This window comes from Stenotrophomonas sp. SKA14, from assembly GCF_000158575.1.
GTDB lineage: Bacteria > Pseudomonadota > Gammaproteobacteria > Xanthomonadales > Xanthomonadaceae > Stenotrophomonas > Stenotrophomonas forensis.
The window spans coordinates 1,408,583-1,434,701 of record NZ_DS999412.1; the positions used below are offsets into that span (position 1 = coordinate 1,408,583).

The 26,119-nt window shown below is 67.2% G+C and carries 21 protein-coding genes; 15 read left to right on the top strand and 6 right to left on the bottom strand.

Annotation, left to right across the window (positions count from 1 at the left end; all coding sequences use genetic code 11):
* Positions 1 to 296: 296 nt before the first annotated feature.
* The 5 genes from SSKA14_RS06465 (at position 297) to SSKA14_RS06485 (ending at position 6,237) form a co-directional block, all read left to right on the top strand.
* Positions 297 to 1,472 (top strand): phosphoglycerate kinase, encoded by a 1,176-nt coding sequence (locus SSKA14_RS06465; RefSeq protein WP_008264673.1) that lies wholly within the window; start codon positions 297 to 299, stop codon positions 1,470 to 1,472.
* On the top strand, positions 1,469 to 2,122 hold the full coding sequence (locus SSKA14_RS06470) for an HAD hydrolase-like protein (RefSeq protein ID WP_008268758.1): 654 nt from the start codon (positions 1,469 to 1,471) through the stop codon (positions 2,120 to 2,122). The genes SSKA14_RS06465 and SSKA14_RS06470 overlap by 4 nt, the downstream gene beginning before the upstream one ends.
* A 174-nt stretch (positions 2,123 to 2,296) precedes the next feature.
* Positions 2,297 to 3,763, top strand: coding sequence for a pyruvate kinase (gene pyk / locus SSKA14_RS06475; protein WP_008265283.1), 1,467 nt, complete (start codon positions 2,297 to 2,299; stop codon positions 3,761 to 3,763).
* Positions 3,764 to 3,960: 197 nt separating this feature from the next.
* Entirely contained in the window at positions 3,961 to 4,965 is a 1,005-nt protein-coding gene (locus SSKA14_RS06480) for a class I fructose-bisphosphate aldolase (protein ID WP_006465625.1), read from the top strand.
* A gap of 129 nt (positions 4,966 to 5,094) precedes the next feature.
* Positions 5,095 to 6,237, top strand: a complete 1,143-nt coding sequence (locus SSKA14_RS06485; protein ID WP_008264866.1) for a hypothetical protein — start codon at positions 5,095 to 5,097, stop codon at positions 6,235 to 6,237.
* A gap of 92 nt (positions 6,238 to 6,329) precedes the next feature.
* Here the strand turns inward: SSKA14_RS06485 and SSKA14_RS06490 are convergent, their stop codons facing one another.
* Positions 6,330 to 6,929 carry an O-acetyl-ADP-ribose deacetylase gene (locus tag SSKA14_RS06490; protein ID WP_008268481.1) on the bottom strand — a complete coding sequence of 200 codons (600 nt, stop codon included), beginning with the start codon at positions 6,927 to 6,929 and terminating at the stop codon, positions 6,330 to 6,332.
* Positions 6,930 to 7,140: 211 nt separating this feature from the next.
* Positions 7,141 to 8,100 (bottom strand): cysteine synthase A, encoded by a 960-nt coding sequence (cysK, locus tag SSKA14_RS06495; RefSeq protein WP_008266373.1) that lies wholly within the window; start codon positions 8,098 to 8,100, stop codon positions 7,141 to 7,143.
* A gap of 208 nt (positions 8,101 to 8,308) precedes the next feature.
* Between cysK and SSKA14_RS06500 the strand changes: the two genes are divergently transcribed.
* From SSKA14_RS06500 to SSKA14_RS06550, 10 genes are all read left to right on the top strand, one after another.
* The gene (locus SSKA14_RS06500) at positions 8,309 to 9,292 is read left to right on the top strand and encodes a LysR family transcriptional regulator (RefSeq protein WP_006465618.1); all 984 of its coding nucleotides are present in this window, start codon (positions 8,309 to 8,311) and stop codon (positions 9,290 to 9,292) included.
* 672 nt (positions 9,293 to 9,964) lie between these two features.
* Positions 9,965 to 10,396, top strand: a complete 432-nt coding sequence (locus SSKA14_RS06505) for a DUF2946 domain-containing protein (protein ID WP_040007188.1) — start codon at positions 9,965 to 9,967, stop codon at positions 10,394 to 10,396.
* 72 nt (positions 10,397 to 10,468) lie between these two features.
* Positions 10,469 to 12,532 (top strand): TonB-dependent copper receptor, encoded by a 2,064-nt coding sequence (locus SSKA14_RS06510; protein ID WP_040007189.1) that lies wholly within the window; start codon positions 10,469 to 10,471, stop codon positions 12,530 to 12,532.
* A gap of 215 nt (positions 12,533 to 12,747) precedes the next feature.
* Entirely contained in the window at positions 12,748 to 13,854 is a 1,107-nt protein-coding gene (locus SSKA14_RS06515) for an efflux RND transporter periplasmic adaptor subunit (protein ID WP_008267359.1), read from the top strand.
* Positions 13,851 to 16,976, top strand: a complete 3,126-nt coding sequence (locus SSKA14_RS06520) for an efflux RND transporter permease subunit (RefSeq protein WP_008268736.1) — start codon at positions 13,851 to 13,853, stop codon at positions 16,974 to 16,976. The genes SSKA14_RS06515 and SSKA14_RS06520 overlap by 4 nt, the downstream gene beginning before the upstream one ends.
* Complete coding sequence (locus tag SSKA14_RS06525; protein ID WP_008267490.1) at positions 16,969 to 17,508, top strand: GNAT family protein; 540 nt, start codon at positions 16,969 to 16,971, stop codon at positions 17,506 to 17,508. The genes SSKA14_RS06520 and SSKA14_RS06525 overlap by 8 nt, the downstream gene beginning before the upstream one ends.
* 110 nt (positions 17,509 to 17,618) lie before the next feature.
* Positions 17,619 to 19,127, top strand: a complete 1,509-nt coding sequence (locus SSKA14_RS06530; protein WP_008265214.1) for an alanine/glycine:cation symporter family protein — start codon at positions 17,619 to 17,621, stop codon at positions 19,125 to 19,127.
* Positions 19,128 to 19,964, top strand: a complete 837-nt coding sequence (locus SSKA14_RS06535; RefSeq protein WP_040007190.1) for a TrmH family RNA methyltransferase — start codon at positions 19,128 to 19,130, stop codon at positions 19,962 to 19,964.
* Between the two features lie 707 nt (positions 19,965 to 20,671).
* Entirely contained in the window at positions 20,672 to 21,172 is a 501-nt protein-coding gene (locus SSKA14_RS24060; RefSeq protein ID WP_008265814.1) for a hypothetical protein, read from the top strand.
* Positions 21,173 to 21,182: 10 nt separating this feature from the next.
* Entirely contained in the window at positions 21,183 to 22,634 is a 1,452-nt protein-coding gene (locus tag SSKA14_RS06550) for an alanine/glycine:cation symporter family protein (RefSeq protein WP_008267269.1), read from the top strand.
* 145 nt (positions 22,635 to 22,779) lie between these two features.
* Here the strand turns inward: SSKA14_RS06550 and SSKA14_RS06555 are convergent, their stop codons facing one another.
* From SSKA14_RS06555 to SSKA14_RS06570, 4 genes are all read right to left on the bottom strand, one after another.
* Positions 22,780 to 24,201, bottom strand: a complete 1,422-nt coding sequence (locus tag SSKA14_RS06555; RefSeq protein WP_004154383.1) for a M28 family peptidase — start codon at positions 24,199 to 24,201, stop codon at positions 22,780 to 22,782.
* Positions 24,202 to 24,426: 225 nt separating this feature from the next.
* Complete coding sequence (gene mscL, locus SSKA14_RS06560; protein WP_004154386.1) at positions 24,427 to 24,831, bottom strand: large-conductance mechanosensitive channel protein MscL; 405 nt, start codon at positions 24,829 to 24,831, stop codon at positions 24,427 to 24,429.
* 55 nt (positions 24,832 to 24,886) lie between these two features.
* Positions 24,887 to 25,603, bottom strand: coding sequence for a fumarylacetoacetate hydrolase family protein (locus SSKA14_RS06565; RefSeq protein ID WP_006387611.1), 717 nt, complete (start codon positions 25,601 to 25,603; stop codon positions 24,887 to 24,889).
* 75 nt (positions 25,604 to 25,678) lie between these two features.
* Positions 25,679 to 25,960, bottom strand: a complete 282-nt coding sequence (locus SSKA14_RS06570) for a hypothetical protein (protein WP_008266673.1) — start codon at positions 25,958 to 25,960, stop codon at positions 25,679 to 25,681.
* Between the last annotated feature and the right edge of the window lie 159 nt (positions 25,961 to 26,119).

Sequence of the window (26,119 nt, forward strand, 5' to 3'; positions counted from 1 at the left end):
GCCAAGCCCCCAGGGGTGAGGGCGCTTTGCTTGCGAAGCACTGCTTCGCAAGCGCCCGAACGCACAGCCGCCAGCGGCTGGGCCGGACCCCGGAGGGGGGTTTACGGCGTCCCCTGCCAGCCCACACCGCCCCGGCCCACCCACAGCATCACAAGGCGCCAGCGCTTTGGCTCTGGCTGTTGCTGTTGCTGTTGCGCCTCTGCCTGCCGCAGGCATCGGCCCTCCCACCACCCGCACCCGATACAATGGCCGTCTGCCGTAGACCGGCATCCCGTCCCTGAGCCAAAGAGTTGCCCATGTCCATCGTCCGCATGACCGACCTCGACCTCTCCGGCAAGCGCGTGCTGATCCGCCAGGATCTGAACGTGCCGATCGAGAATGGCCGCATCACCTCCGAACAGCGCATCACCGCTTCGCTGCCGACGCTCAAGCGCGCGCTGGAGCAGGGCGCGGCGGTGATGGTCACCTCGCACCTGGGGCGCCCGAAGGAAGGCGTGTGGAGCGAGGCCGATTCGCTGGCGCCGGTCGCCGCACGCCTGTCCGAACTGCTCGGCCGCGAAGTGCCGCTGGTGCGCGACTGGGTCGACGGTGTCGACGTGCAGCCGGGCCAGCTGGTGCTGCTGGAAAACTGCCGCATGAACGTGGGCGAGGGCAAGGATGACGAGGCCCTGTCGAAGAAGTACGCCGCGCTGTGCGACGTGTTCGTGATGGATGCGTTCGGCACCGCGCACCGCGCCCAGGCCTCGACCCATGGCGTGATCCGCTTTGCTCCGGTCGCCGCCGGTGGCCCGTTGCTGATGGCCGAACTGGACGCACTGGCACAGGCGCTGGGCGCGCCGGCCAAGCCGTTGCTGGCCATCGTCGCCGGCAGCAAGGTCAGCACCAAGCTGGAACTGCTGGCCAACCTGGTCGGCAAGGTCGATCAGCTGATCGTCGGTGGTGGCATCGCCAACACCTTCATCGCCGCCGCCGGCTACAACGTCGGCAAGTCGCTGTACGAACCGGACCTGCTGGATACCGCGAAGAAGATCGTGGCCGATGCCAAGGCGCGCGGCGCCGACATTCCGCTGCCGGTCGACGTGGTCACCGCCAAGCAGTTCCTGCCCGATGCCGCGGCGGAAGTGAAGGCGGTCGACGCCGTCGCCGAGGACGATCTGATCCTGGACATCGGCCCGCAGACCGCGGCTCAGTACGCGCAGCTGATCGAGAAGGCCGGCACCGTGGTCTGGAACGGCCCGGTCGGTGTGTTCGAATTTGAAGCCTTCAGCAAGGGTACCGAAGCGCTGGCCCGCGCCATCGCCAGCTCGAAGGCGTTCTCCATCGCCGGCGGTGGTGACACCCTGGCCGCCGTCGACAAGTTCGATATCGCCGGCGATGTCAGCTACATCTCCACCGGCGGTGGTGCGTTCCTGGAGTTCCTGGAAGGCAAGACGCTGCCGGCCGTGGCGGCCCTCGACGCGCGCGGCGCATGAGCACCGACCGCAGCAGGGATGTCCTGTTCTTCGACCTCGACGGCACGCTGATCGATTCGCAGGTGGGTATCACCGCCTGCATCGCCTACGCGCTGCAGAAGATGGACCATCCGGTACCGCCGCAGGAGACACTGCTGGGCTGGATTGGTCCGTCGCTGCGCACCACCTTCGCGCCGTTGTTCGTTGAACCGGCGCGGGTGGAACAGGCGGTGGGCTACTACCGTGAACGCTTCGACGCCGAGGGCTGGCGCGAGCACACGGTGTACCCGCAGGTGGAAGACACCCTGCGCACGCTGCATGGTCGTGGCCACCGCATGGCGGTGGTCACCGCCAAGAACGAACCGCATGCGCGCCGCATCCTTGCCCACCTGCCATTCGGCGGGCTGTTCGAGGAGATCATCGGTTCGACCCTGGACGGCTCGCGCAGCCACAAGCCGGAGCTGGTCGGCGAGGCGCTGCGCCGGCTGCAGGTGCAGCCCGCACAGTGCTGGATGATCGGCGACCGCCGCATGGATATCGAAGGGGCGCGTCACCACGGCCTGCGCAGTGTCGGTGTGCTGTGGGGCTTTGGCGGCGAAGCGGAACTCACCGAGGCCGGCGCTGGCCAGTTGGCCCGTGAGCCGGCGCAGCTGGAAACGCTGCTGGCCTAGCTCCCTGTAGAGCCGGGCACGGGTTCGGCTCTTCAGAACGCCCTGCGCCAGCGTATGTCCGGACCATGTCCGTTCCATGACCCGCGAAGTCAGGCAGCACAAGGCTGTAACCGTATACATGCGGCGTGAAGGATGTGCTAATTTCCGTTCTTTATCGGGAGAGGCCCCTTCACCATGTTCGAGCGTCAGCGTCGCACCAAGATCCTTGCCACCCTCGGCCCGGCCACTGATCCGCCGGGCGTGCTGGAGGATCTGTTCCGCGCCGGCGTCAACGTGGTGCGCCTGAACTTCAGTCACGGCGATCCGTCCGGCCAGGCCAAGCGTGCCGCCGAAGTGCGCGCCGCTGCGGCCCGCGTCGGCGTGGAAGTGGGCATCCTGGCCGATCTGCCGGGCCCGAAGATCCGCATCGAGCGCTTCGCCGAAGGCAAGGTGCAGCTGAAGGCGGGCGACCGCTTCGACCTGATCGCCAGCGAGAACGCCGGCCCCGGCAGTGCCAGCCAGGTCGGTGTCAGCTACCTGGGCCTGCCGCAGGACGTGGGTCCGGGCGACGTGCTGCTGCTCGATGACGGCCTGATGCAGCTGCAGGTGGTGGAAGTGCAGGGCGAGCGCATCATCAATACCGTGCTCAACGATGGCGCGCTGTCCGACCGCAAGGGCCTGAACAAGCAGGGCGGCGGGCTGTCGCTGGGTGCACTGACCGAGCGCGACAAGGAGCTGATCGGCATCGTCGCCAAGATCGGCGTGGACTTCATCGCCGTGTCGTTCTGCCGCAATGCGCAGGACATGAATGATGCGCGTGAGATCGCCGAATCGCACGGCTGCTATGCCGCGCTGGTGTCCAAGATCGAGCGCACCGAAGCCATCGAGAACCTGGAAGAGATCGTCGAAGCCAGCGACGTGGTGATGGTGGCGCGTGGCGATCTGGGCGTGGAGATCGGCGACGCCGAACTGCCCGGCCTGCAGAAGAAGATCATCAAGGCCTCGCTGGCGCAGAACAAGGTGGTGATCACCGCCACGCAGATGCTGCAGTCGATGGTGGAAAGCCCGATCCCGACCCGCGCCGAAGTGCTGGACGTGGCCAACTCGGTCATCGATGGTACCGATGCGGTGATGCTGTCGGCCGAAACCGCCGCCGGTGCCTATCCGGTCAAGGCAGTGGAAGCGATGGCGCGCATCTGCCTGGGCGCCGAGCGCCAGTTCCAGACCGAGACCGACTTCAACGCCTCGCCGCGCAACCTGGAGCGTGCCGACCAGGCCATCGCCATGGCCACCATGTTCCTGTCGCAGCACGTGGGCGTGCGCGCGATCGTGGCGATGACCGAATCCGGCGGTACCGCGCGCTACCTGTCGCGTTTCCGCGCCAAGGCACCGGTGTTCGCGGTCACCCGCCACGACGGCGCCCGTCGCCAGATGGCGCTGATGCGCGATGTCTATCCGATCAATTTCGACAGCCGCGGCCTGACCCCGCGCGAAGCCGCACGCGGCAGCATCCGCCTGCTGGTGGAATCAGAACTGCTGCAGGCCGGTGACCGCGTGGTGTTCACCAGTGGCGAGCACATGGAAACCCTGGGTGCGACCAACACCCTGCGCCTGCTGGAAGTGGGCGAGGACGGCCGCGCCAGCGGCCTGGGCGATCTGTAAGAGACGGACTGCATCGGGCCGGAACCCTGCGCCGGTCCGGCCCCGGGGCCGGACGCCAACGTGGCTCTGGCCCGGTCGTGGCAGGTCAACGTCTGTCCTGTGCGGACATTGGAATCGTTTCCATCCTGGCCTCGACGTCGAGGCAACGGGTGGCGGGGCTATACTTACGTTTTTCCCGCACCCGCCACAGGAAGTACATGAGCATCGAACAGCTGGCTGAAACCGCCCAGGCCATGGTTGCCCCGGGCAAGGGCATCATCGCGATCGACGAATCCACCGCTACCATCGCCAAGCGTTTCGCTGGCGTCGGTATCGAGAACACCGAGGAGAACCGTCGCGCCTACCGCGAACTGCTGCTGACCACGCCGAAGCTCAACGAGCACATTTCCGGCGCCATCCTGTACGACGAAACCATCCGCCAGTCGACCAAGGACGGCGTGCCGTTCGCCAAGTACATGGCCGACCACGGCATGATTCCGGGCATCAAGGTGGACAAGGGTGCGCACCCGCTGGCCGGCTGCCCGGGCGAGCTGGTGACCGAAGGCCTGGACGGCCTGCGCGAGCGCCTGCAGGAGTACTACAAGCTGGGTGCGCGCTTCGCCAAGTGGCGTGCGGTCATCAACATTGGTGAGAGCATCCCGTCGGGCACCTGCATCGAGTCCAACGCCCACGCGCTGGCCCGTTATGCCGCCCTGTGCCAGGAATGCGGCCTGGTGCCGATGGTCGAGCCGGAAGTGATCATGGACGGCGACCACGACATCGAGACCTGCTACGAAGTCACCGAAGCCACCCTGCGCTCGCTGTTCGACGCGTTGTACCAGCAGAACGTGCTGCTGGAAGGCACCATCCTGAAGGCATCGATGGTCATCTCCGGCAAGGGCTGCGACGAGCAGGCCGACGTCGAGGAAGTGGCCGAGTCGACCGTGATGTGCCTGAAGAGCACCGTGCCGGCGATCCTGCCGGGCGTGGTGTTCCTGTCCGGTGGCCAGAGCGACGAGCAGTCCACCGAGCACCTGAACGCGATGAACCAGCTGGGCAACCTGCCGTGGCCGCTGAGCTTCTCCTACGGCCGCGCCATGCAGCAGGCCGCACTGAAGCTGTGGGCCAAGGACATGAAGGGCAACTACGCTGCTGCCCAGAAGACCGTGTACGAGCGCGCCAAGGACAACGGCCTGGCCGCGCTGGGCAAGTGGAACGGCTGATCGGTTCCATCGCTGGATGAACAAGGCAACGCCGGCATCATGCCGGCGTTTGCTTTTGCGGGTATCTTTTCCGCCCCCGCGTACCCGGCCGGTACGTGGGAATGACATGGAAGGCCAAGGAGAAACAACATGCGTTTGGCAGCACTTACACTGACCGTTGCCGCGGTCCTGGTCGCCGGCGGTTGCAACCGCATCGGTGCGGGCATGGATGCGGGCAAGGCCGCGTCGCTCGAATTCGACAAGCCGGTGTCCGGCGAGATCACCACGCGCAGCGGCATCAACTTCAACGACGGCAGCCATCACCAGCTTTACCAGATCAAGCTGGACGACAACGACCTGGTTGGCCTGAAGCTGACCGGCAGGCTCAGTGGTTCGATCGCCGTGTTCAACAACGGCAGCCTGGTATCCACCAGCACTACCGTCTACGAGCGCGAAGGCGACGTCTCGCTGGCATTCCGCGCCAATGGTGGCGGCACTTACCAGGTGGCGGTCAATGCCGATGGCCCGTCCGCTTTCGGTCCGTACCGCCTGCGTGCCGAGAAGCTGAAGCCGTATGACGGCAAGCCGCTGGTGGGTAGTGGCGAAATCGTCGACATGCTGGCCAGTGACTCGCAGGACTACACCCTGCAGGTGGAGAAGGAAGGCCTGTACGAGATCCGGCTGGTGTCGGATGTCTTCGATCCGGTGCTGAAGGTGTCCGGCCAGGGCGTGGATGCCGAGAACGACGATGGCGGTGACAGCACCAACTCGCGCCTGAGCCTGTCGCTGAAGCCGGGCAAGTACACCCTGAGCGCGCGCGGCCTCGGTGACGGCGTCAATGGCATGTTTACCCTGTCGGCCACCCGCATCGAACTGCCGGGCAATCTGGTCGAGCGCGATGGCACGCCACTGCCGACCTCGGGCAGCGTGTACACCATGCTCGACAGCGAAGGTCGCCGCCGCTTCCTGCTGACCCTGGACCGTGCGGCCGATGTGCGCCTGGATGCGATCTCCAGCCAGGTCGACACCGTGCTGCGCGTGGTTGGCGCCAATGTCGAGCTGTCCGACGACGATGGTGGCAATGGCACCAACGCGCGCCTGCAGGAAACGCTGCCGGCCGGCCACTACACCGTTGACGTGACCAGCCTGAACAACGGCGCCGGCCTGGTGGAAGTGCGCGTGCAGGTGGATGGGGCAAGCGCCGAGGGCGCCGCTGCCTCGGCGGCACGTGCCGCTGCCGACGCGGCGGCCGTCGCCGACGATGACGCTGCAGTGGAAGCGGCGAGCCGCTGAGGCAGATCCACACCCTGTGTGGATGACATCGACGATGCAACGGAAAAGGCCGGGCAATGCCCGGCCTTTTCCTTTCCGCGAAATAGTGTGGCTCAGTGTGCGGCGGCGAAGCCTGTATCGCCCAGTGGCGGCAGCAGCGGGCTGCGCGCTTCGCTCTCCATGCTCTGCCCGGCGGCTGCCAGTGCCTGCTGGTAGGCCTTGGCGGTGGCGGTATTGAACGCAACCAGCACGATGCGCATCGGCTGTGCATGGCTGCGCTGCCACGCCAGCGTTTCGGTCACCGCAATCTGCGCGGCCTGGTACAGCGGATAGCCGTACACACCGCAGCTGATCGCCGGGAACGCGATCGACTGCACGCCCAGCGACTCCGCCAGCTGCAACGACTTCCAGTAGCAGTTGGCCAGCAGCGCCGGTTCGTCACGCTGGCCGTCGTGCCAGACCGGTCCCACCGTGTGCAGCACATGCCGCGCCGGCAATGCGTAGGCGCCGGTGGCGCGCACTTCGCCGGTCGGGCAACGCACGCCCGGGCGAAGCTCCGGCAACTGTTCGCATTCGGCCAGCAGTGCCGGGCCGGCCGCGCGATGGATCGCACCGTCGACACCGCCGCCACCGAGCAATGTTTCATTGGCCGCGTTGACGATCGCATCCACCGCCAGGGTCGTGATGTCGCCCTGCCAAACTTCGATCTTCATGCGTCCGTCTCCTGCCTGTGAGGTGATCCGCGCAGCATCTGCGCCGGCTGTTCCCACGGTAGGGGACAGGGCATCGATACTGCGTCATGACCGTCTCACGCGCTGCGATCCGACGGCCTTCACGCACGATGGCGGGCGGCGCCTTCACGCAGGCTGAAGCAGGTGGGGTTTGTGACGGGTGGCAACGCCGGGCCGCGCCCGGCGGTATGCGTCACGGCAGCCCGGCCAGCCAGTCGTCGTCAGACCCTTCGTTCACATCGGCGAACAGCGGCGTGGAGAAGTAGCGTTCACCGGTGTCCGGCAGCATGGCCAGGATCACCGAGCCCGGTTCGGCACGCGCGGCCACATCCAGCGCGCTGGCTACGGTGGCGCCGGCAGAGATACCGACGAAGATGCCTTCCTCGGCGGCCAGGCGGCGCGCGGTGGCGATCGCGCGGTCATCTTCGACCGACACCAGTTCGTCCACCACATCGCGGTTGAGCACGTCGGGCACGAAGTCCGGCGTCCAGCCCTGGATCTTGTGCGGCTTCCAGTCATCGCCCTTGAGCAGAGCGGCGCCGGCCGGTTCGGTGGCAATGATGCGGGTCTGCGGGCGCGCGACCTTCAGCACTTCGCCCACACCGGTGAGCGTGCCACCGGTGCCCCAGCCGCTTACGAAGTAGTCCAGCCGCTTGCCGGCGAAGTCGCGCAGGATCTCGGCGGCGGTGGTGTTGCGGTGATACGCCGGGTTGGCCGGGTTGGCGAACTGGCTGGCGAGGAACCAGCCATGTTCTTCGGCCAGTTCGCGCGCCCTGCGTACCATGCCGCTGCCGCGTTCGGCGGCCGGGGTCAGGATCACCTTGGCGCCATAGGCGCGCATCAGCTTGCGGCGTTCCACCGAGAAGGTCTCGACCATGGTGGCCACGAACTTGTAGCCGCGCGCGGCGGCGACCATTGCCAGCGCCACGCCGGTATTGCCGGAGGTCGCCTCGACGATCGTATCGCCCGGCTTGAGCAGGCCACGTGCTTCGGCATCGAGGATGATCGCCAGCGCCAGGCGGTCCTTCACCGAGCCGCCCGGGTTGAACGACTCGACCTTGGCGTAGAGGCTGACCTGCGGTGGCGCCAGGCGCTGCAGCTTGACGATGGGGGTGTTGCCGACGGTATCGAGGATGGAGTCGTACAGGGCCATGGAAGCGCTCCGGAAACGGGGCCGCGCCGGGCTTCGGCGGGCGAAGGGGGAGGGCTGGCTGTTCAGGCCAGCGGCTGCCGGCTGACCGTAGCGCCGGCATATGACGCCCGGAAATGACCAGATGCCTTTCTTAAACAACCTTTGGTTATAAGCTGGTGACGGCAATAGACCCTAGAGTGGACCTCCGCCCCTTGCGCCCCCGCCTCCCATGACGCTGACCCAGCTGCGCTATCTGGTTGCCATCGCCGACGCCGAGCTGAACATCACGCTGGCCGCCTCGCGCGTGCACGCCACCCAGCCGGGCCTGTCCAAGCAGCTCAAGCAGCTGGAGGACGAGCTCGGCTTCCTGTTGTTCGTGCGCAAGGGGCGCAGCCTGGAATCGGTCACCCCGGCCGGTACCGAGGTCATCGCCCGCGCCCGCGCGGTGCTGGCCGAGGCCAACAACATCCGCACCTATGCCGCCAACCAGCGCCGCGAGAGCCAGGGCCAGCTGATTCTGACCACCACCCACACCCAGGCGCGCTTCGTGCTGCCGCCGGCGGTGGCGGCGATCAAGCAGGCGTACCCGCAGGTCAGCGTGCACCTGCAGCAGGCCGGTGAAGCCGATGCGCTGGACCGCTTGAACCAGGGTGACGCCGATATCGCCATCATCAGCACGGCCGGTGGTGAGCCGACCGATGGCATCGCCGTGCCGTTGTTCCGCTGGCGGCGTCTGGTGGTGGTGCCCAAGGGCCACCCGCTGGACCGCGCCGGCCGCGCGCCGGACCTGGCGGCGCTGGCCCGGCAACCACTGATCAGCTACGAATCCTCGACGCGGCCGAATTCCTCATTGCAGCGTGCCTTTGCTGCCCACGGCCTGGTGCCCGACCTGGCGCTGACCGCGCTGGATGCCGATCTGATCAAGACCTACGTGCGTACCGGGCTGGGCGTGGGGCTGCTGGCCGAGATGGCGGTCAGTTCCAACGATGAGGACCTGCGCTCGTGGCCAGCCCCGGCGCCGATCACCGAGTGCATCGCGTGGGCGGTGCTGCCGCGCGACCGCGTATTGCGCGATTACGCGCTGGAGCTGGTGCACGTATTGGCACCGCAGATCGATCCGCGCGATCTGCGTCGTGTGCTGGATGGCAACCAGGCTGCGGCGTGGCCGGTTCCCCCGACCTGGGAGTCACTGACCCAGACCATCACGGTGTGAGGTGGGTCGAGCAGGGCTTGCAGCCCTGCACCCGCGGTAGTGCCGGCCGCTGGCCGGCAACCTCAACAGCAACAGCAGAAGCGGCGTTCCATGGGATGGCGGGGCGGTGTCGGAGTGCGGGGACGCCGTAAACCCATCCATGGGGGCTTGGCCGCGGCATCCATGCCGCGGACACCCCGCACTCCGACACCGCCCCACCTCTGACAGATTTCTACGGCTGTCGGTGGGTGTCGACCTTGGTCGACACGGTGGATCCACGCCATGCGTGGATGCTTTTCGATTCCAATTCGAAATATTCGATTCCGATGGAGATTCATCCACGCATGGCGTGGATCTACTGCAGATCGCGGGAATCTGTCGAAGGCGGGGTGGGTCCGGTTGCGGGAGTGTCCGCGGCATGGATGCCGCGGCCAAGCCCCCATGGGTGAGGGCGCTTTGCTTGCGAAGCACTGCTTCGCAAGCGCCCGAACGCACAGCCGCCAGCGGCTGGGCCGGCCTGGGGGTTTACGGCGTCTCCCGCAACCGGACCCACCCCGCCATCCCACGGACTGCCCGCTTCTGACGTTGATGTTGATGTGGATTCGGCGGGTGCAGGGCGCAGCCCTGCCGATAACCCCCTCCTGCGACGGTTCGTCGCACGGGTAACCCTGGACCCGGCTCTACACTAGCGGGGTGACTCGCCTGTCCCGCCCGCACCGCCTCCTGCTCCAGCTCGCCGTCCTGGCGACGCTGCTGATGGTGCTTGCGCCACTGGTCAGCCGCGCGCTGCAGGCACAGCCGATGGATCATGCGGCAATGGTGGGCATGGACCACGCCGCAATGGGCCATGACATGCAGGACATGGCCATGCCCGGGCACGATCACGACAGCGCAGCGTCGGCAACGCCCAGCCGACCGGCCGACCCGCACGCCATGCATGGCGAAGCCTGCGAATACTGCGTGCTTGCCATGCGCCTGCTGCCGTGGCTGGCGGTGCTGGTGCTACTGTTGCCGCTGCTGTGGCGGCCGCGGCTGGCGTTCCCGTGGTCGCAACGCGTGCTGCCCGCCGCGCGCTGGCCGGCACATGCCGCGCGTGGGCCGCCGCGCCTCTCCACCGTCCGCTGATGTCCTTATCGAATCTGCCGCACGACGCCTGACCGGGCGCCGTGCGCGCGTGCGTACCCTGGAGCTGTTCCGATGAAAATGACTTCCCGCCCCGCGGGCGCCTATGCGCGCCTGCCGGTTGCCCTTGGCCTGGCCGTGGCCGCGTCACTGGCCCACGCCGCGCCCGCCGACGAGGCGCGCACCCTCGACACGATGGTGGTGACCGCCGCCGCACCGTCTTCACCACTGCACTGGGTGACCGATCCGCGCCTGCCGCGGCAGCCGGTACCGGCCAGCGACGGTGCCGATTACCTGAAGACCGTTCCCGGCTTCTCGGCCATCCGCAACGGTGGCACCAACGGCGACCCGGTGCTGCGCGGCATGTTCGGTTCGCGCCTGAACATCCTCAGCAACGACGGCAACCTGATCGGTGCCTGCCCGTCGCGCATGGACAATCCGCTGTCCTACATCGCCCCGGAAAGCTTCGACCGGCTGACCATCATCAAGGGGCCGCAGAGCGTGCGCTGGGGCGCGGGTGCCTCGGCTGGCACCGTGCGCTTCGAACGCGATACGCCGCGCTTCGAGGAACCGGGCCTGCGCGCCGATGCCAGTGCGCTGGTCGGTTCGCGCAACCGCAACGACCAGGTGCTGGACCTGACCCTGGGCAACCCGACCGGTTACGTGCGCGCCAGTGGCAACCGTTCCGAAGCCGACGACTACAAGGATGGCCACGGTGATGTGGTGCCGTCGAAGTGGCGCAAGTGGAACGGCGACGTGGCCATCGGCTGGACACCGGATGCCGACACGCTGCTGGAGATCTCCGCCGGTGCCGGTGATGCGATCGCGCGCTACGCCGGGCGAGGCATGGACGGCGCGGCCTTCGAACGCACCAGCTATGCCGCGCGCTTCGAGAAACGCAACCTGCCCGGCGCGTGGGACACGGTGCAGGCCAACGTGTACTACAACGAGGCCGACCACGTGATGGACAACTACACGCTGCGCACGCCGAATCCGCACAGCATGATGCCGATGCCGATGGCCTCCAACGTGGACCGCCGTACACAGGGCGGCCGGGTCAGTTCCGAATGGCGCTGGCAGGACGTGCAGCTGGTGGCCGGTGTGGATGGCGAAGACAGCCGCCATCGCGGTCGCATGGGCATGGGCCGCGACACCTACCGCCAGGCCGCCTGGGAGACCGATGCCAACTTCCGCCGCTATGGCGTGTTTACCGAGATGACCCTCGGTGCCGGCACCGACCAGCGCTGGATCACTGGCCTGCGCATCGATCGCGCCAGCGTGCGTGACGAGCGGCAGTCGATCCGCGGGATGATGGGCAGCATGCCCAATCCGACCGCGGGCCAGCGCCGGAAGGAATGGCTGGGCAGCGGTTTCCTGCGCTACGAACAGGACCTGGCCGATGGCCTGACCTGGTATGCCGGCCTCGGTCGCAGTGAGCGCATGCCCGACTACTGGGAGCTGTTCTCGCCCGACCATGGCCCGGCTGGCGCGCTGAACGCGTTTGCCGGCATCCAGCCCGAGCGCACCACCCAGCTCGACGTCGGCCTGCAGTACAAGGGGCCGCGCGTGCAGGCCTGGGTCTCTGCGTATGCTGGGCAGATCCAGGACTACATCCTGTTCACCTACCACGGCAGCGGCATGATGGGCATGAGCCAGGCCAGCAACGTCGACGCACGCATTGCCGGCGCCGAGGCGGGGCTGGAAGTGAGCGTGGCCGAACAGTGGAAACTGGGTGGCACGCTGGCCTACGCCTGGGGCGAGAACCGCGACCAGCAGCGTCCACTGCCACAGATGCCGCCACTGGAAGCGCGTTTGAGCGCGAACTGGGAAGGCCAGCGCTGGAGTGCCGGTGCGCTGCTGCGCGCGGTGACCCACCAGCACCGTGTCGCAGATGGCCAGGGCAACGTCGTCGCCCAGGATCTCGGACCGAGCGCCGGCTTCGCCACGTTCGCGCTCAATGCCGCCTACCGTTTCAGTTCGCAGCTGCAGCTCAGCGCGGGTGTCGACAATCTGTTCGACCGGGCCTACAGCGAGCACCTGAACCTGGCCGGCAGTGCCGACTTCGGCTTCCCGGCCGACCCGGTGCGCATCAATGAGCCGGGGCGCAGCGTGTGGATGAAGGTGAATTACCGGTATTGATCCCTTCGTGTCACCGGTAGCGCCGGGCAATCCCCGGCGCTGCAGGCGCGGCTGGATACACCCCGACACATGCCGACACTGCCCGCGGCAGCCTTGCACGGAACGGGTTCAAGGCGCTATCGCGGCCCTGGTTCCACGCCGGTAAACGCTTGGCACATACCGCTTTTGCAGGCGCTTGCCTACACTCGGCGGCCGTGGATCAATCAGGACCGTTCATGTTGGCTCGTATCGCTTCGACCCTGGCCCTTGGCCTCAGCCTGGCCGTGCTGGCCGGGTGCGCAGGCAAGCAGGAGGCCGCCGCGCGTCGGCAGGGCGAAGCGGTGCCGGTGACCGCGCAGGTGGTGCAGCCCACGCAGTGGAACGACACCCTGCAGGCGCTGGGCACGGCCAAGGCACGCGAGTCGATCAGCGTGACCGCCAAGGTCAGCGAAATCGTCGAGAAGGTGCACTTCGAAAGCGGCCAGCACATCGCCGCCGGTGCGCCGATCGTGACCCTGCGTGGGCAGGCCCAGGAAGCGGCGCTGGTGCAGGCGCAGGCCACCTTCCATGAGGCCGACCAGCTGTACAAGCGCCAGCGCGAACTGGCCACGCAGCGCCTGGTGTCCAGCGCCACGCTGGATACGCAGAAGTCGATCCGCGATGCCGCCGAAGCGCGCGTGGCGCAGATGCAATCGGACATCGGTGACCGTCGCGTGCGCGCGCCGTTCGCTGGCGTGCTCGGCATCCGCCAGGTCAGCCCGGGCACACTGCTGACGCCGACCACGGTGATCGCCACGCTCGACGACATCGAACACATGCATATCGATTTCCAGGTGCCGGAAGTGGAACTGGCCGCGCTGGGCGTGGGTGACAAGGTCAGCGCCACCAGCGTGGCCTGGCCCGGCCGTACCTTCGAGGGTGTGGTCAGCACCATCGATGCGCGCATCGACCCGGCCACCCGCGCGGTGACCGTGCGCGCTGATTTCGCCAACGGCGACCACGCACTGCGCCCGGGCATGCTGCTGGACGTGCGCCTGTTCCACCCCGAACGCGCGGCGCTGGTGGTGCCGGAAATCGCCGTGGTGCAGGTCGGCCGCGATACCTTCGTCTACCGCATCAAGGCCGACGACAGCGTCGAACGGGTGGACGTGGTCACCGGCGCACGCCGTGCCGGCGTGGTCGAGATCAAGCAGGGCCTGGAGGCCGGGCAGCGCATCGTGGTGGATGGCACCGGCAAGCTGCGCCCGGGCCTGAAGGTCGCCGCCAAGGACGCCGCACCGGCCAGCGGTGCCAAGCCGGCTGACGCGCCGGCGCCGGTCGCCGCCGAGGGCCACGGCGGATGAAGCTGTCCGACATCTCCATCCAGCGGCCGGTGTTCGCCGTGGTGATGAGCCTGTTGCTGCTGGTGCTGGGCGTGATGTCCTTCACCCGCCTGACCCTACGCGAGCTGCCAGCCATCGATCCGCCGATCGTCTCGGTCTCGGTGGACTACACCGGCGCTTCGGCGGCGGTCATCGAAAGCCGAATCACCCAGGTGCTGGAAGATGCGCTGGCCGGCATCGAAGGCATCGATACGATCAACGCGCGCAGCACCAACGGTCGCTCGCAGGTCAGCATCGAATTCACCTCCAACCGCGATATCGAAGCGGCGGCCAACGACGTGCGTGATGCAGTCAGCCGCGTCGCCGACCGCATGCCGGAGGAAGCGCGCCCGCCGGAAATTGCCAAGGTCGAAAGCGATGCCGACCCGATCATCTGGTTCAACATGGTCTCTTCGACCATGGACACGCTGGAACTCAGCGACTACGCCGATCGCTACGTGGTCGATCGCTTCTCCAGCCTCGATGGCGTGGCCCAGGTCCGCATCGGTGGCCGCCAGCGCTACGCGATGCGTATCTGGCTGGACCGCGACCAGCTGGCCGCGCGCGGCCTGACCACCGGCGACGTGGAAACCGCGCTGCGCAACGAGAACGTGGAACTGCCGGCCGGTCGCATCGAATCGACCGACCGTGATTTCACCCTGCGCGTGGAGCGCAACTACATCAAGCCGGAAGACTTCGCGACCATCCCGCTGGGCAAGGGCCGCGACGGTTATGTGGTGCGCATGGGCGACGTGGCGAAGATCGAGCTGGCCTCGGCCGAGCGCCGCGCCTACTACCGCAGCAACGGCGAGCCGGGCATCGGCCTGGGCATCGTCAAGACCTCCACCGCCAACTCGCTGGACGTGGCACGTGTGGCGCGCGCGGAAGCCGAGCGGGTTGCGTTGACGCTGCCCAAGGGCACGCAGATCTTCGTCGCCTTCGACAACACCACTTTCATCGAGGCAGCGGTGGACCGCGTCTACGCCACGCTGGTCGAGGCGATGATCCTGGTGCTGGCGGTGATCTGGCTGTTCCTCGGCAGCTTCCGCGCCGCACTGATTCCTGCGGTGACGGTGCCGGTCTGCCTGGTGGCCGCCTTCATCGCGCTGTACGCGTTCGATTTCTCGATCAACCTGCTGACCCTGCTTGCCCTGGTGCTGTGCATCGGCCTGGTGGTGGACGATGCGATCGTGGTGGTGGAGAACGTGCAGCGCCGCATCGACCTGGGGGAGCCACCGCTGGTCGCCTCCAAGCGCGGTACCGCGCAGGTCGCCTTCGCGGTGATCGCCACCACCGCCGTGCTGGTGGCGGTGTTCCTGCCGGTGGGCTTCCTGGAAGGCAACACCGGGCGCCTGTTCCGTGAACTGGCGGTGGCGCTGGCGGCGGCGGTGGCGTTGTCCGCCTTCGTCGCGCTGACGCTGACGCCGATGATGGCCTCCAAGCTGCTCAAGCCGCACACCGGGCAGGCGCCGCGCGGCCTGCATGGCTTCGTCAACCGCAACCTGGAGCGCCTGGCCGGCGCCTATGGCCGTGTGCTGGACCACCACGTCGACCGCACCTGGATCTACCTGCTGGTGATGGTGGCCGCGCTGGCCGCCAGCTGGGGCCTGCTCAAGCTGTTGCCCTCGGAACTGGCCCCGGCCGAAGACCGGGGTTCGTTCCAGATCATGATCGATGGCCCGGAAGGCGCCGGCTACGACTACACCGTGCAGCAGGTGCAGCAGGTGGAAGCCATGCTGGCCCCGCACGTGGGCGCGGACAAGCCGATCGTGCGCGCCAACCCGCGCGTACCCGGTGGTTGGGGCGCCAGTGAGGAAATGCACACCGGCCGTGTGAGCATCTTCCTGCAGCCCTGGCGGCAGCGCAGCGAAGGCACGCCGGACGTGGCCAACGAACTGCAGAAGGAGCTGGACACCATCCGCGGCGTTCGCGTGCGTACGCAGGTGGGCGGGGGCCTGGTGCGCAGTGGCGGGCAGCCGTTCCAGATCGTGCTGGGCGGGCCTGAATACGCCGAAATCGCCCAGTGGCGTGACCGTATCCTGCTGCGCATGGCCGACAATCCCGGCCTGGTCGGCCCGGACTCGGACTACAAGGAAACCCGGCCGCAGATGCGGGTGAACATCGACCGCCAGCGTGCGGCCGACCTCGGCGTGCCGGTTACCGCGATCGGTTCGGCGCTGGAAACCATGATGGGCTCGCGTCGCGTCACCACCTTCGTCGACAACGGCGAGGAGTACGACGTGCTGGTGCAGGCCGGCCGCGATGGACGCACCAGCCCGGCCGACCTGGCCGCGATCCGCGTGCGCGCCACCTCCGGCGAGCTGGTGCCATTGTCCAACCTGGTCACGCTGAGTGAAGTGGCCGAGGCCGGCACCCTGAACCGCTTCAACCGCCTGCGCTCGATCACCATCACCGCGGGCCTGGCGCCGGGCTATCCGCTCGGCGAGGCCATCGCCTGGGCGCAGAACGTAGCGCGCGAGGAACTGCCGCAGTACGCGCAGGTGAACTGGAAGGGCGAGTCGCGCGAGTACCAGAGCGCCGGTGGCGCGGTGCTGCTGACCTTCGCCATGGCGCTGCTGGTGGTGTACCTGGTGCTGGCTGCGCAGTTCGAGAGTTTCATCCATCCGCTGACCATCATGCTGACCGTGCCGCTGGGCGTGCTCGGCGCGCTGGTCGGGTTGTGGGTGAGTGGGGGTACGGTGAACCTGTTCAGCCAGATCGGCATCGTCATGCTGGTCGGCCTGGCCGCGAAGAACGGCATCCTCATCGTCGAATTCGCCAACCAGCTGCGTGACGACGGGCGCACGGTACGCGAGGCGATCATCGAATCGGCGATGGTGCGCCTGCGCCCGATCCTGATGACTTCGATCGCCACCGTGGTCGGCGCGGTCCCGCTGGTGGTGGCCGGTGGCCCGGGTTCGGCCAGCCGTGGCACGATCGGCATCGTGATCATCTTCGGCGTGACCCTCTCGACGTTCCTGTCGCTGTTCGTGGTGCCGGCGTTCTACGCGCGATTGGCGCCCTATACGCGTTCGCCGGAAGCGGTGAAGCGCGAGCTGGAAAAGCAGGAAGCCGCGTCGCCGTCGGTGGGCGGCCATGCCTGACCCGGCGCAGCGCCTGTACGGCGAAGGCTTCGTGCTGAGGCCGTGGTGCAGCGACGACCTGGACTCGTTGCTGCGCCACGCCAATGACGCCGAGGTCTCGCGCGGCCTGCGCGACCGCTTCCCGTTCCCGTACACCCGCGAGGATGGCGAGGCGTTCCTGGCCGGCCGCGTACTGGCGCCCGGAACGCTCAACCTGGCCATCGAGATCGACGGCCAGGCCTGCGGCAGCATCGGTGCCCAGCAGGGCAGCGCCGAGCGCGCGCACATGGCCGAGCTGGGCTACTGGCTGGGCCAGGCCTACTGGGGCCAGGGGCTGATGACCCGCGTGGTCGGTCTGTTCGCCCCTTGGGTGATGGACGAACTGCGCCTGTTCAGGCTGCAGGCCACGGTGGTCGATTTCAACCTCGGTTCGGCCCGGGTGCTGGAAAAGAACGGTTTCCAGGAAGAGGGCATTGACCGCTGTGCGGTCTACAAGCGTGGCGTCCTGCACGACCTGCGCCGCTTTGCCCGGGTACGCATGCAGCTGCCCTGAGCGGCGAATTCCTTCTGGCGCTACCGCAGCGGCCTTCGATCAGGGAGAATCGACCGGTCCCCTCCAGCCGACGGGACGTCCTTACAACCCGCCGACTGGAGAGAGCGCGCGTGGAAGCTACCGTACATTTCATCAACAGCATCATCTGGAGCAAGGCACTGATCTTCATGTGCCTGGCCGCCGGCCTGTTCTTCAGCCTGCGCACCCGCTTCATGCAGATCCGTGGTTTCCTCGAGATGTGCCGCCTCACGGTCAAGGGTGAGAAATCCGACGCCGGCGTGTCCTCGTTCCAGGCCCTGGCGATGTCGATGGCCGGCCGCATGGGCATCGGCAACATCGCAGGCGTGGCCACCGCCATCGCCTTCGGCGGCCCGGGTGCGATCTTCTGGATGTGGGTGATGGGCTTCCTCGGCGCGTCCACCTCGTACGTGGAATGCACCCTGGCGCAGATCTACAAGACCAAGGATGCCGAAGGCCGCTACCGCGGTGGCCCGGCCTACTACATCGAAAAGGCCATGGGCCTGAAGTGGTACGCGCTGGCCTTCGCCATCGCCACGATCATCGCGGCCGGCTTCCTGATGCCGGGCGTGCAGGCCAATGCCATTGCCGACAGCATCATCAACGCCTGCCGCGGCACCGCGCTGTGCGGTCCGCTGGATGGCCAGACGCTGGGCATGGAATCGGTGCAGGCGCTGAAGCTGGGCATCGGCATCGTGGTGGGCCTGCTGCTGGGCGTGGTGATCTTCGGCGGCGTCAAGCGCATCGCCAACTTCGCCGAGGTGGTGGTGCCGTTCATGGCGGCGGCCTTCATTCTGACCGCCATCGTCATCATGGTCATCAACTACGACCGCGTGCCGGAGATGTTCGGCATCATCTTCAAGAGTGCCTTCGGCACCCACGCCGCGTTCGGCTCAATGATGGGCCTGGCGGTGGAGTGGGGCATCAAGCGTGGCATCTATGCCAATGAAGCCGGCCAGGGTTCCGGCCCGCACGCGGCCGCGGCTTCGGAAGTCTCCCATCCGGCCAAGCAGGGCTACGTGCAGGCCTTCGCCATCTACTTCGACACCATGATGGTGTGCACCGCCACCGCGTTCCTGATCCTGGCCAGCGGCACCTACAACGTGTACTCGCCGGTGGAAGGCGCGCCGCCGCTGTTCCAGGGCCTGGCCGGCATTCCGGAAGGCGCGGGCTATGCGCAGGCCGGCGTGGAAGCGGTGCTGCCGGGCTGGGGTTCGGCGTTCGTCTCGATCGCCATTTTCTTCTTCGCCTTCACCACCATCATGGCGTACTACTACATGGCCGAGACCAACCTCAGCTATGTGAACCACAACAAGAAGCGCCCGCTGACCGTGCTGGTACTGCGCCTGGGCATCATCGGCATGGTGGTGTTCGGTGCGTTCCACAACGCGACCCTGGCCTGGGCGCTGGGTGACATCGGCGTTGGCCTGATGGCCTGGCTGAACATCATCGCCATCCTCATCATCCAGAAGCCGGCGATGCTGGCCCTGCGTGACTACGAACGACAGAAGAAGCTGGGCCTGGATCCGGTGTTCGACCCTGATGCCCTGGGCATCAAGAACGCCGATTTCTGGCGCCAGCGCAAGCAGGAGAGTGTGTAAGTGAACAACCCTTGGAACAACCGCCGCCCGTCCGCCCGTCCGCCGCGCGCAACACCGTTGCCGCGTCCGGAGGTGCCGGCTACGGGCGGTGGTGGGCGCGGCAGCAGCGACGAGCTGCGCCTGTACGGCCTGAATGCCGTGCTGGCCGCGTTCGACGCGCGGCCGCAGGCGCTGCGCAAGCTGTACCTGCTGGAGGCGCGCATCCCGCGCCTGCAGCCACTGCTGAAGTGGTGCGTGGCCAACCGCGTGGGCTATCGCGTGGTCGAGGACGGCGATCTGAACAAGCTCGCCGGTACCACCCATCACGAAGGCGTGGTGGCCGATGTGCTGCGCGCACCGGCACTGCCGTTGGCGCAGTGGCTGCAGCAGGTCGGTGACGGCCCGGCACTGGCGCTGTGGCTGGACGGCGTGGGCAACCCGCACAACCTCGGCGCGATCCTGCGCTCGGCAGCGCACTTCGGTGCCAAGGCGCTGCTGCTGCCCGAAGGCAGCACGCTGGCGCTGTCCGGTGCCGCCGCGCGCGTGGCGGAGGGCGGTGCCGAAGCGGTGCCGCTGGTGCAGCTGCCGGCCACCGCGCAGGCGATGGCGCAGCTGCGGGACGCCGGTTTCGGCCTGGCCGCGACCCTGGTCGAGGGCGGTGACGATGTGTTTCGTGCGGCGCTTCCGGCGCGGCTGGTGTATGTGATGGGTGCCGAGGGCGAGGGCATGGACCGTGCACTGGCCAGCCAGTGCGATCAGCAGGTCTCGATCCCCGGCAGCGGAGCGGTGGAAAGCCTTAACGTGGCGTCGGCCACCGCAGTACTGCTGGCGCAGTGGGCGAGCCGTCGCGACGGCTGATACCGCCGCGACACCGTCCCATTGACGACCTGGACCCGGCCCCCGTGGCCGGGTTTTCTTTTGCGCCATGCAGAAGCGGACGTGCCGCGTTGCCTGCCAAGCCGATTACGTCACTACGCGTTGCATCAAGCACGCTTGATCGAGGATCAGGTGTTTTTAGTAATTGTCTCATTGTCGAGCCATATCCCGCATCGCACGGTGGATCTCCATCCAACGTCGAACAGGAGTGGTTCCCATGCATCGAGTCAAACACCCCACGATGCGCGCATCCCTGCTGCTGGCCCTGTGCGCGTTTGCCGCACCGGCGGTGCAGGCCGATGAGCGAAGCCTGGACGGCATCAACTTCACCGGGCCGCTGATCACCCCGAATCCGGCCGGCCTGCCGCAGGGCAACTGGTACATCGAGCCCTATCTGGTGCGGGTCGACAGCCGCGAACACTATGACGACAACGGTGACCGTCGCCGCAGCGCCGAGCGCAGTGGCGCGTGGGCAACCGTGGTGCCGATCATCTATGGCTTCAGCGACCGGGTGATGGGCCAGGTCAACCTCAGTGCGACACGTTCCGAATCCGGCAGTGCACGCAGCAGTGGTTTCCGCGCTGGCGACACCACTGCACGGCTGCAGTACCTGCTGCAGGCGCCGAACGCCGATGGCACCCGCCCCGCCATCTCGGTCGCGCTGGTACAGCGCTTCAGCACCGGCAGCCATGACCGCATCACCGGCAATCCGCTCGATGCGCAGGGCGACGGTGTGCAGCGCACCACTGCTGCCCTGGGCGTGCAGCAGGTGGTGTGGCTGGGCAACGACCGCCCGCAGTGCCGGCCCCGCTCCCTCGCGTACCGCCATTTCCGGCACCAGCGTCTACGGTACCGACGACAGCTTCCAGGGCCACATCGCGCGTGGCTCGGTGCTGGGGCTGTCGGTGGGCGCCGAGTACAGCTTCAATTCGCGCTGGGTGGGGGTGATGGAACTGGCCGCCAGCCGCGAGACCGGCCAGCGGCTGAGTGGCTTCGCCCGCAACGGTGCGGGGGTAATCGAGCGCATCGACGAACGCCGCCCGGCCAGCCGCAACGTCAGCCTGGCGCCTGCCGTGGAGTATCACTTCAGCCCCTCGCTGGGGTTGATTGCCGGCGTCGAATTCACCGTGGCCGGGCGCAACACCGGGCGTATCGTCAGCCCCCAGGTCGCCCTGGGCATGTTCTTCTGAGGGGCCGCCGATGAACATCGAATCCATCGTCAATGCGATCCTGGGTGTGGTCTGGAGCCCTTACCTGGTGGTGCTGTGCCTGCTCACCGGTCTGTACTTCAGCGTGCGTACCCGCTTCATCCAGCTGCGCGCGCTGCCGGACATGCTGCGCCTGGTGCTCCGCCATGAACGCTCCGAGTCCGGGGTGTCACCGTTCCAGGCACTGTCGATTTCGCTGTCCAGCCGGGTCGGTGTAGGCAACATCGCCGGCGTGGCCATGGCCATCGCCTTCGGTGGCCCCGGTGCGATCTTCTGGATGTGGGTCGTTGCCTTTCTCGGTGCCTCCAGCGCCTTCATCGAATCCACCCTGGCGCAGATCTACAAGGACCGTGATGCCAAGGGCCAGTACCGCGGCGGGCCGGCGTACTACATCGAGAAGGGCCTGGGCCAGCGCTGGTATGCAGTGCTGTTCGCGCTGGTGACCGTGCTCGCCGGCGCCATGCTGGCAGGGACCCAGTCCAATGCCATCACCAGTGCGGTGAACGAAGCCTGGGATGTGCCGGTGATGACCACCACCGTGGTGCTGCTGGTGGTGCTGGGCATCATCCTGATCGGTGGCGTGCGGCGTATTGCACGGGTCGCCGAATGGGTAGTGCCGCTGATGGCGGTGGCCTACCTGATGGTGGCCGCAGTGGTAATGGTGCTCAACGCGGAAAAAGTGCCCGGCGTGATCATGCTGGTGCTGAACAGCGCATTCGGCGTGGACGCGGCTTTCGGCGCGATGATCGGCACCGCCATCCAGTGGGGCGTTCGCCGCGGCGTGCTGTCCAACGAGGCCGGCATGGGCAGTGGAGCGCATGCGGCTGCCGCCGCCGAAGTCTCGCATCCGGTCAAGCAGGGACTGGTGCAATCGTTCTCGATCTACATCGACACGATGGTGGTGTGCAGCGCAACCGCATTCCTGATCCTGTCCACCGGCCTGTACAACATCTACGACCCGGCGGTGAACGGCGTTCCCGATGAGGCCCGCCTGCTGCTGGCCAATCTGCCGGGTGTCGAGGCCGGGCCGCGCTTCGTGCAGCACGCCGTGGAATCGGCGCTGCCAGGCTTCGGCCGTTCATTCGTGGCGCTGGCGATCCTGCCATTCGCGTTCACCACCATCCTGGCGCTGTACTACATGGCCGAGACCAACGTCAGCTACCTGTGCCGGGATCGTCCTTCCCGGTGGGTGATGGGGGCATTCCAGCTGCTGTTCCTGGCAGTTGCCGGTTACTCGGCAGTGAACAGCGCAACGGTGGCGTGGTCGCTGGGCGATATCGGGGTGGGCCTGATGAGCTGGCTCAACATCATCGCCATCCTGCTGCTGCAGAAGCCAGCGCTGGCGGCATTGCGCGACTACGAACAGCATCGGCATGCCGGTACGGAACCATTGTTCAATCCACAGCGGCTGGGCGTGCGCAACACCCGTGTGTGGGAGGGCTGACACGATCGGAGTCAGATCCCTCGCCAGGGCGAGGGCTCCTGACCCACGCCACGCCCTGTGGGTGCGCCATTGCCCGGTGGGTGCGAACCTCGGTTCGCACCGCTCTTCCCGCTGCGTTCGCCGGGCATGGCCCGGCGCCAGCGCATCATTCGTTCGGCGGCGTGGTCGCCTTGGCCTCGCTGCCGAAACCACCGTCAGCTTCGGCGGCCAGGTACGCGAATACCGTGTATGCAGCCACGTTCTGCGCCAGGGCCTTCGGGTCGATCTTGTCCAGCGTGTCGTCGGCGGTGTGATGCAGGTGGAAGTAGTCCGAGCCGTCCTGCGCCAGCCACGCCCACGCACCGCCCTTGGCCGCCAGCGGGCCGACATCCGGCCCCGGGCCGCCCTTGTCGGCCTGGTACTCGATGCCCAGCGGCTTCATCACTTCGGCGATCTGCCGGGTCGCTTCGCGCGAGCCTTCCGGGTTCGGCGAACCGGTGTTGAAGGCATAGATGCGGCCGGCACCGAAGTCGCTCTCGGCTGCCAGCTGATGCAGGGCCACGTCCTTGGCGTGCGCTTCGGCGTAGGCCTTGCCGCCGTACAGGCCCTGTTCCTCGTTGGCGAAGGCGATCACGCGAATGGTGCGCTTCGGCGCCTGCTTGAGCTGGCCGATCAGGTGCCCGGCCGCCATGGTGATGCCCACGCCCGCGCCGTCATCGACCGCGCCGGTGCCCAGGTCCCACGAATCCAGGTGACCGCCGATCACCACCACTTCCTTGGGCAGGCTGCGGCCGGTGATCTCGCCGATCACGTTGTACGAGGTGGCCGTGCCATCCCAGCCGCAATCCAGCGCCACCTTCACCGTGGTGCTGCCACGAGCCAGCAGGCGCGCCAGCTGATCGGCGTCGGGCACCGACAGTGCTGCCGACGGCACCGGCGTCAGGCCTTCATCGAAGCGGGTGATGCCGGTGTGCGGCACGCGATGCGAGTCGGTACCCGCCGAGCGCATCAGGAAGCCGACCGCACCCTTGCGGATCGCCTCCGACGGGCCCTTGCTGCGGATCGCGCCGCCACGGCCGTAGTCGCGGCCATCGCGGAACGGCAGCATCTGGTAATCGACGAAAGCGATCTTGCCCTTCAGCGAGCCGGCCGGCGCCGCCTGCAATGCGGCCAGGTCGGCAAAGCGCACCACCTCGGCTTCAACGGTGCCGCCCGGGCTGCCGCCCAGCGCGGTGATCTGCAGCGGCTGCGGATTCCTGCCGGTCACGGCGGCATGTTCGCTGCGGCGTTCCCACTTCGGGAAGGTCACCGGTTCCTTCCATACCTTGTCGAAGCCGAGTGCCTTGAACTTGGCTTCGGCCCAGGCCACGGCGCGGGCATCGGCCTCGCTGCCGGCGATGCGCGGACCGATCTCGGTGGTGAGCGATTCGACCACTTTCCAGCCGGTGTCGTCAGCCAGTGCCTGGTCGCGCAGCTGTGCGGCGGTGGCCAGCGAGGCCGGGGGCAGGGTGGTGGTGCGCGGCGCCGCGAAGGCCGGGGCGGCCAGCAGGGCGAGGGAGGATGCGATGGCAAGCACGCGGCGACGCATGGACAACTCCGGGAAGGGACCTAAGCCTTGGAGCTTAACAGTCGTTCAGGCGTGCGCATGGGCGGGAGGTCATGGCTGGCGCGAACGCTGTTTTCCGCCACGTCCGGCAAAGCGAAAGCCCCGCGATGGCGGGGCTTTCGGTAGTCGCGGTAGTGCCGGCCGCTGGCCGGCACCAGGGTTGTTCCGACCTTGCCGGCCAGCGGCCGGCACTACCGGCAGGCGACCTTATTTCTTCAGGCTGTCGCGGATCTCGCGCAGCAGCACCACTTCCTCGGCCGGTGCGGCCGGGGCGGCTTCCTGCTTGCGCGACAGGCGGTTGATCGTCTTCACCACCAGGAAGATGGCGAACGCCACGATCACGAACTGGATCAGCGTATTGATGAAGTCGCCATAGCCGATCACCACCGCCGGGATCTCCTTGCCGTCGGCACCGATGCTGGCCGGTGACAACGTCCAGGCCAGCTGCGAGAAGTCCACCTTGCCGATCAGCAGGCCCAGCGGCGGCATGATGATCTTCTCGACCAGTGCGGTCACGATCTTGCCGAAGGCCGCGCCGATCACCACGCCGACGGCGAGGTCAATGACGTTGCCGCGCATCGCGAATTCCTTGAACTCGGTGAGCATTCCCATTGTTGTTTTTCTCCGGTGGGGGAAGTGGACAGCGCGCAGGGTAGCGCAGGTGATGTCAGCCGGCGATCACGCCGTGGCGCTCGGCCACGTTTTCCAATCGGGCACTGAAGCGGTCGCCGGGCTTCAGCGCAGCCACCCCGGACGGGGTGCCCATGAACACCAGGTCGCCGGCGCGCAGCTGCCACAGCTTGGACAGCTCATGCAGGATCTCCGGCACGTTCCAGATCATCTGGTCGAGCAATGCCTGCTGGCGCACTTCGCCGTTGACCTCCAGCGACAGGTTCAGCGCGGCCAGGTCGCCAACCTCGGCGGCGTGGACGATCTCGCTGATCGGCGCGGAGGCATCGAAGCCCTTGGCCGCATCCCACGGATGACCCTTGTCCTTGGCGGCCGCCTGCAGGTCACGGCGGGTCAGGTCCAGGCCGACGGCATAGCCGTAGACCAGTGCATCGGCATCGGCCACGGCCAGCTCGCCGGCCGGTGCGTCACGGCCGATGGCCACCACCAGTTCCACTTCGTGGTGCAGGTTGGCAGTCGCCGGCGGATAGGGAATGGCATCGTCATGGCCGACCACGATCGCATCGGCCGGCTTGCTGAAGAACATCGGGCGGCCGCGATCATCGGCGGCCGGCACCGCCGCGCCCATTTCACGGGCATGGTCGGCGAAATTGCGGCCGACGCAGTAGATGCGGTGCACGGGGAAACTGCCGCCGCCCACGACCGGCACACGCGGCAGGGCAACGGCAGGGATCACATCGGAGACATCGGACATGCGGGCATCCAGGAAGGGCGTGCCCGCAGTCTAGAACGCATGGCGCCCGCCGTCAGCGGGCGCGTAAGGCATGGATCAACGCGAGGCTGGCAACACCGGCTTGCGCACCACGCGGTACTCGCCCTCGACCACGGTCGGATCGACCGGACGGGTGGTGCCCGGCTTGCGCGAGGCCAACAGCTTCCACGCCAGCCCGACCAGGATCATCGCCGCACCAACGAACACGCCGATGAAGACCATCGCGGCCAGGATCGCCAGGCCGAGCAGGCCCACGGCAACACGCACCAACGGATGACGCGGCTTGCGCGGCGCGAACAGGGTGCGGAACTGGGTGAAGGCGGATGCGCGATTGAACATGGCGGCTCGATAGGCTGGGATCAGCGAAAACAGAGTATCGGGACGCGCCACTGTCATTGAGTGAAAAACTCGTTAAATATAGCCTGTGCTTATTACGAATCAATGACTTGTGTTCATCCTGCAGCCAGTCACCTGAGCAGGCGTGCGACAATGCCGCTT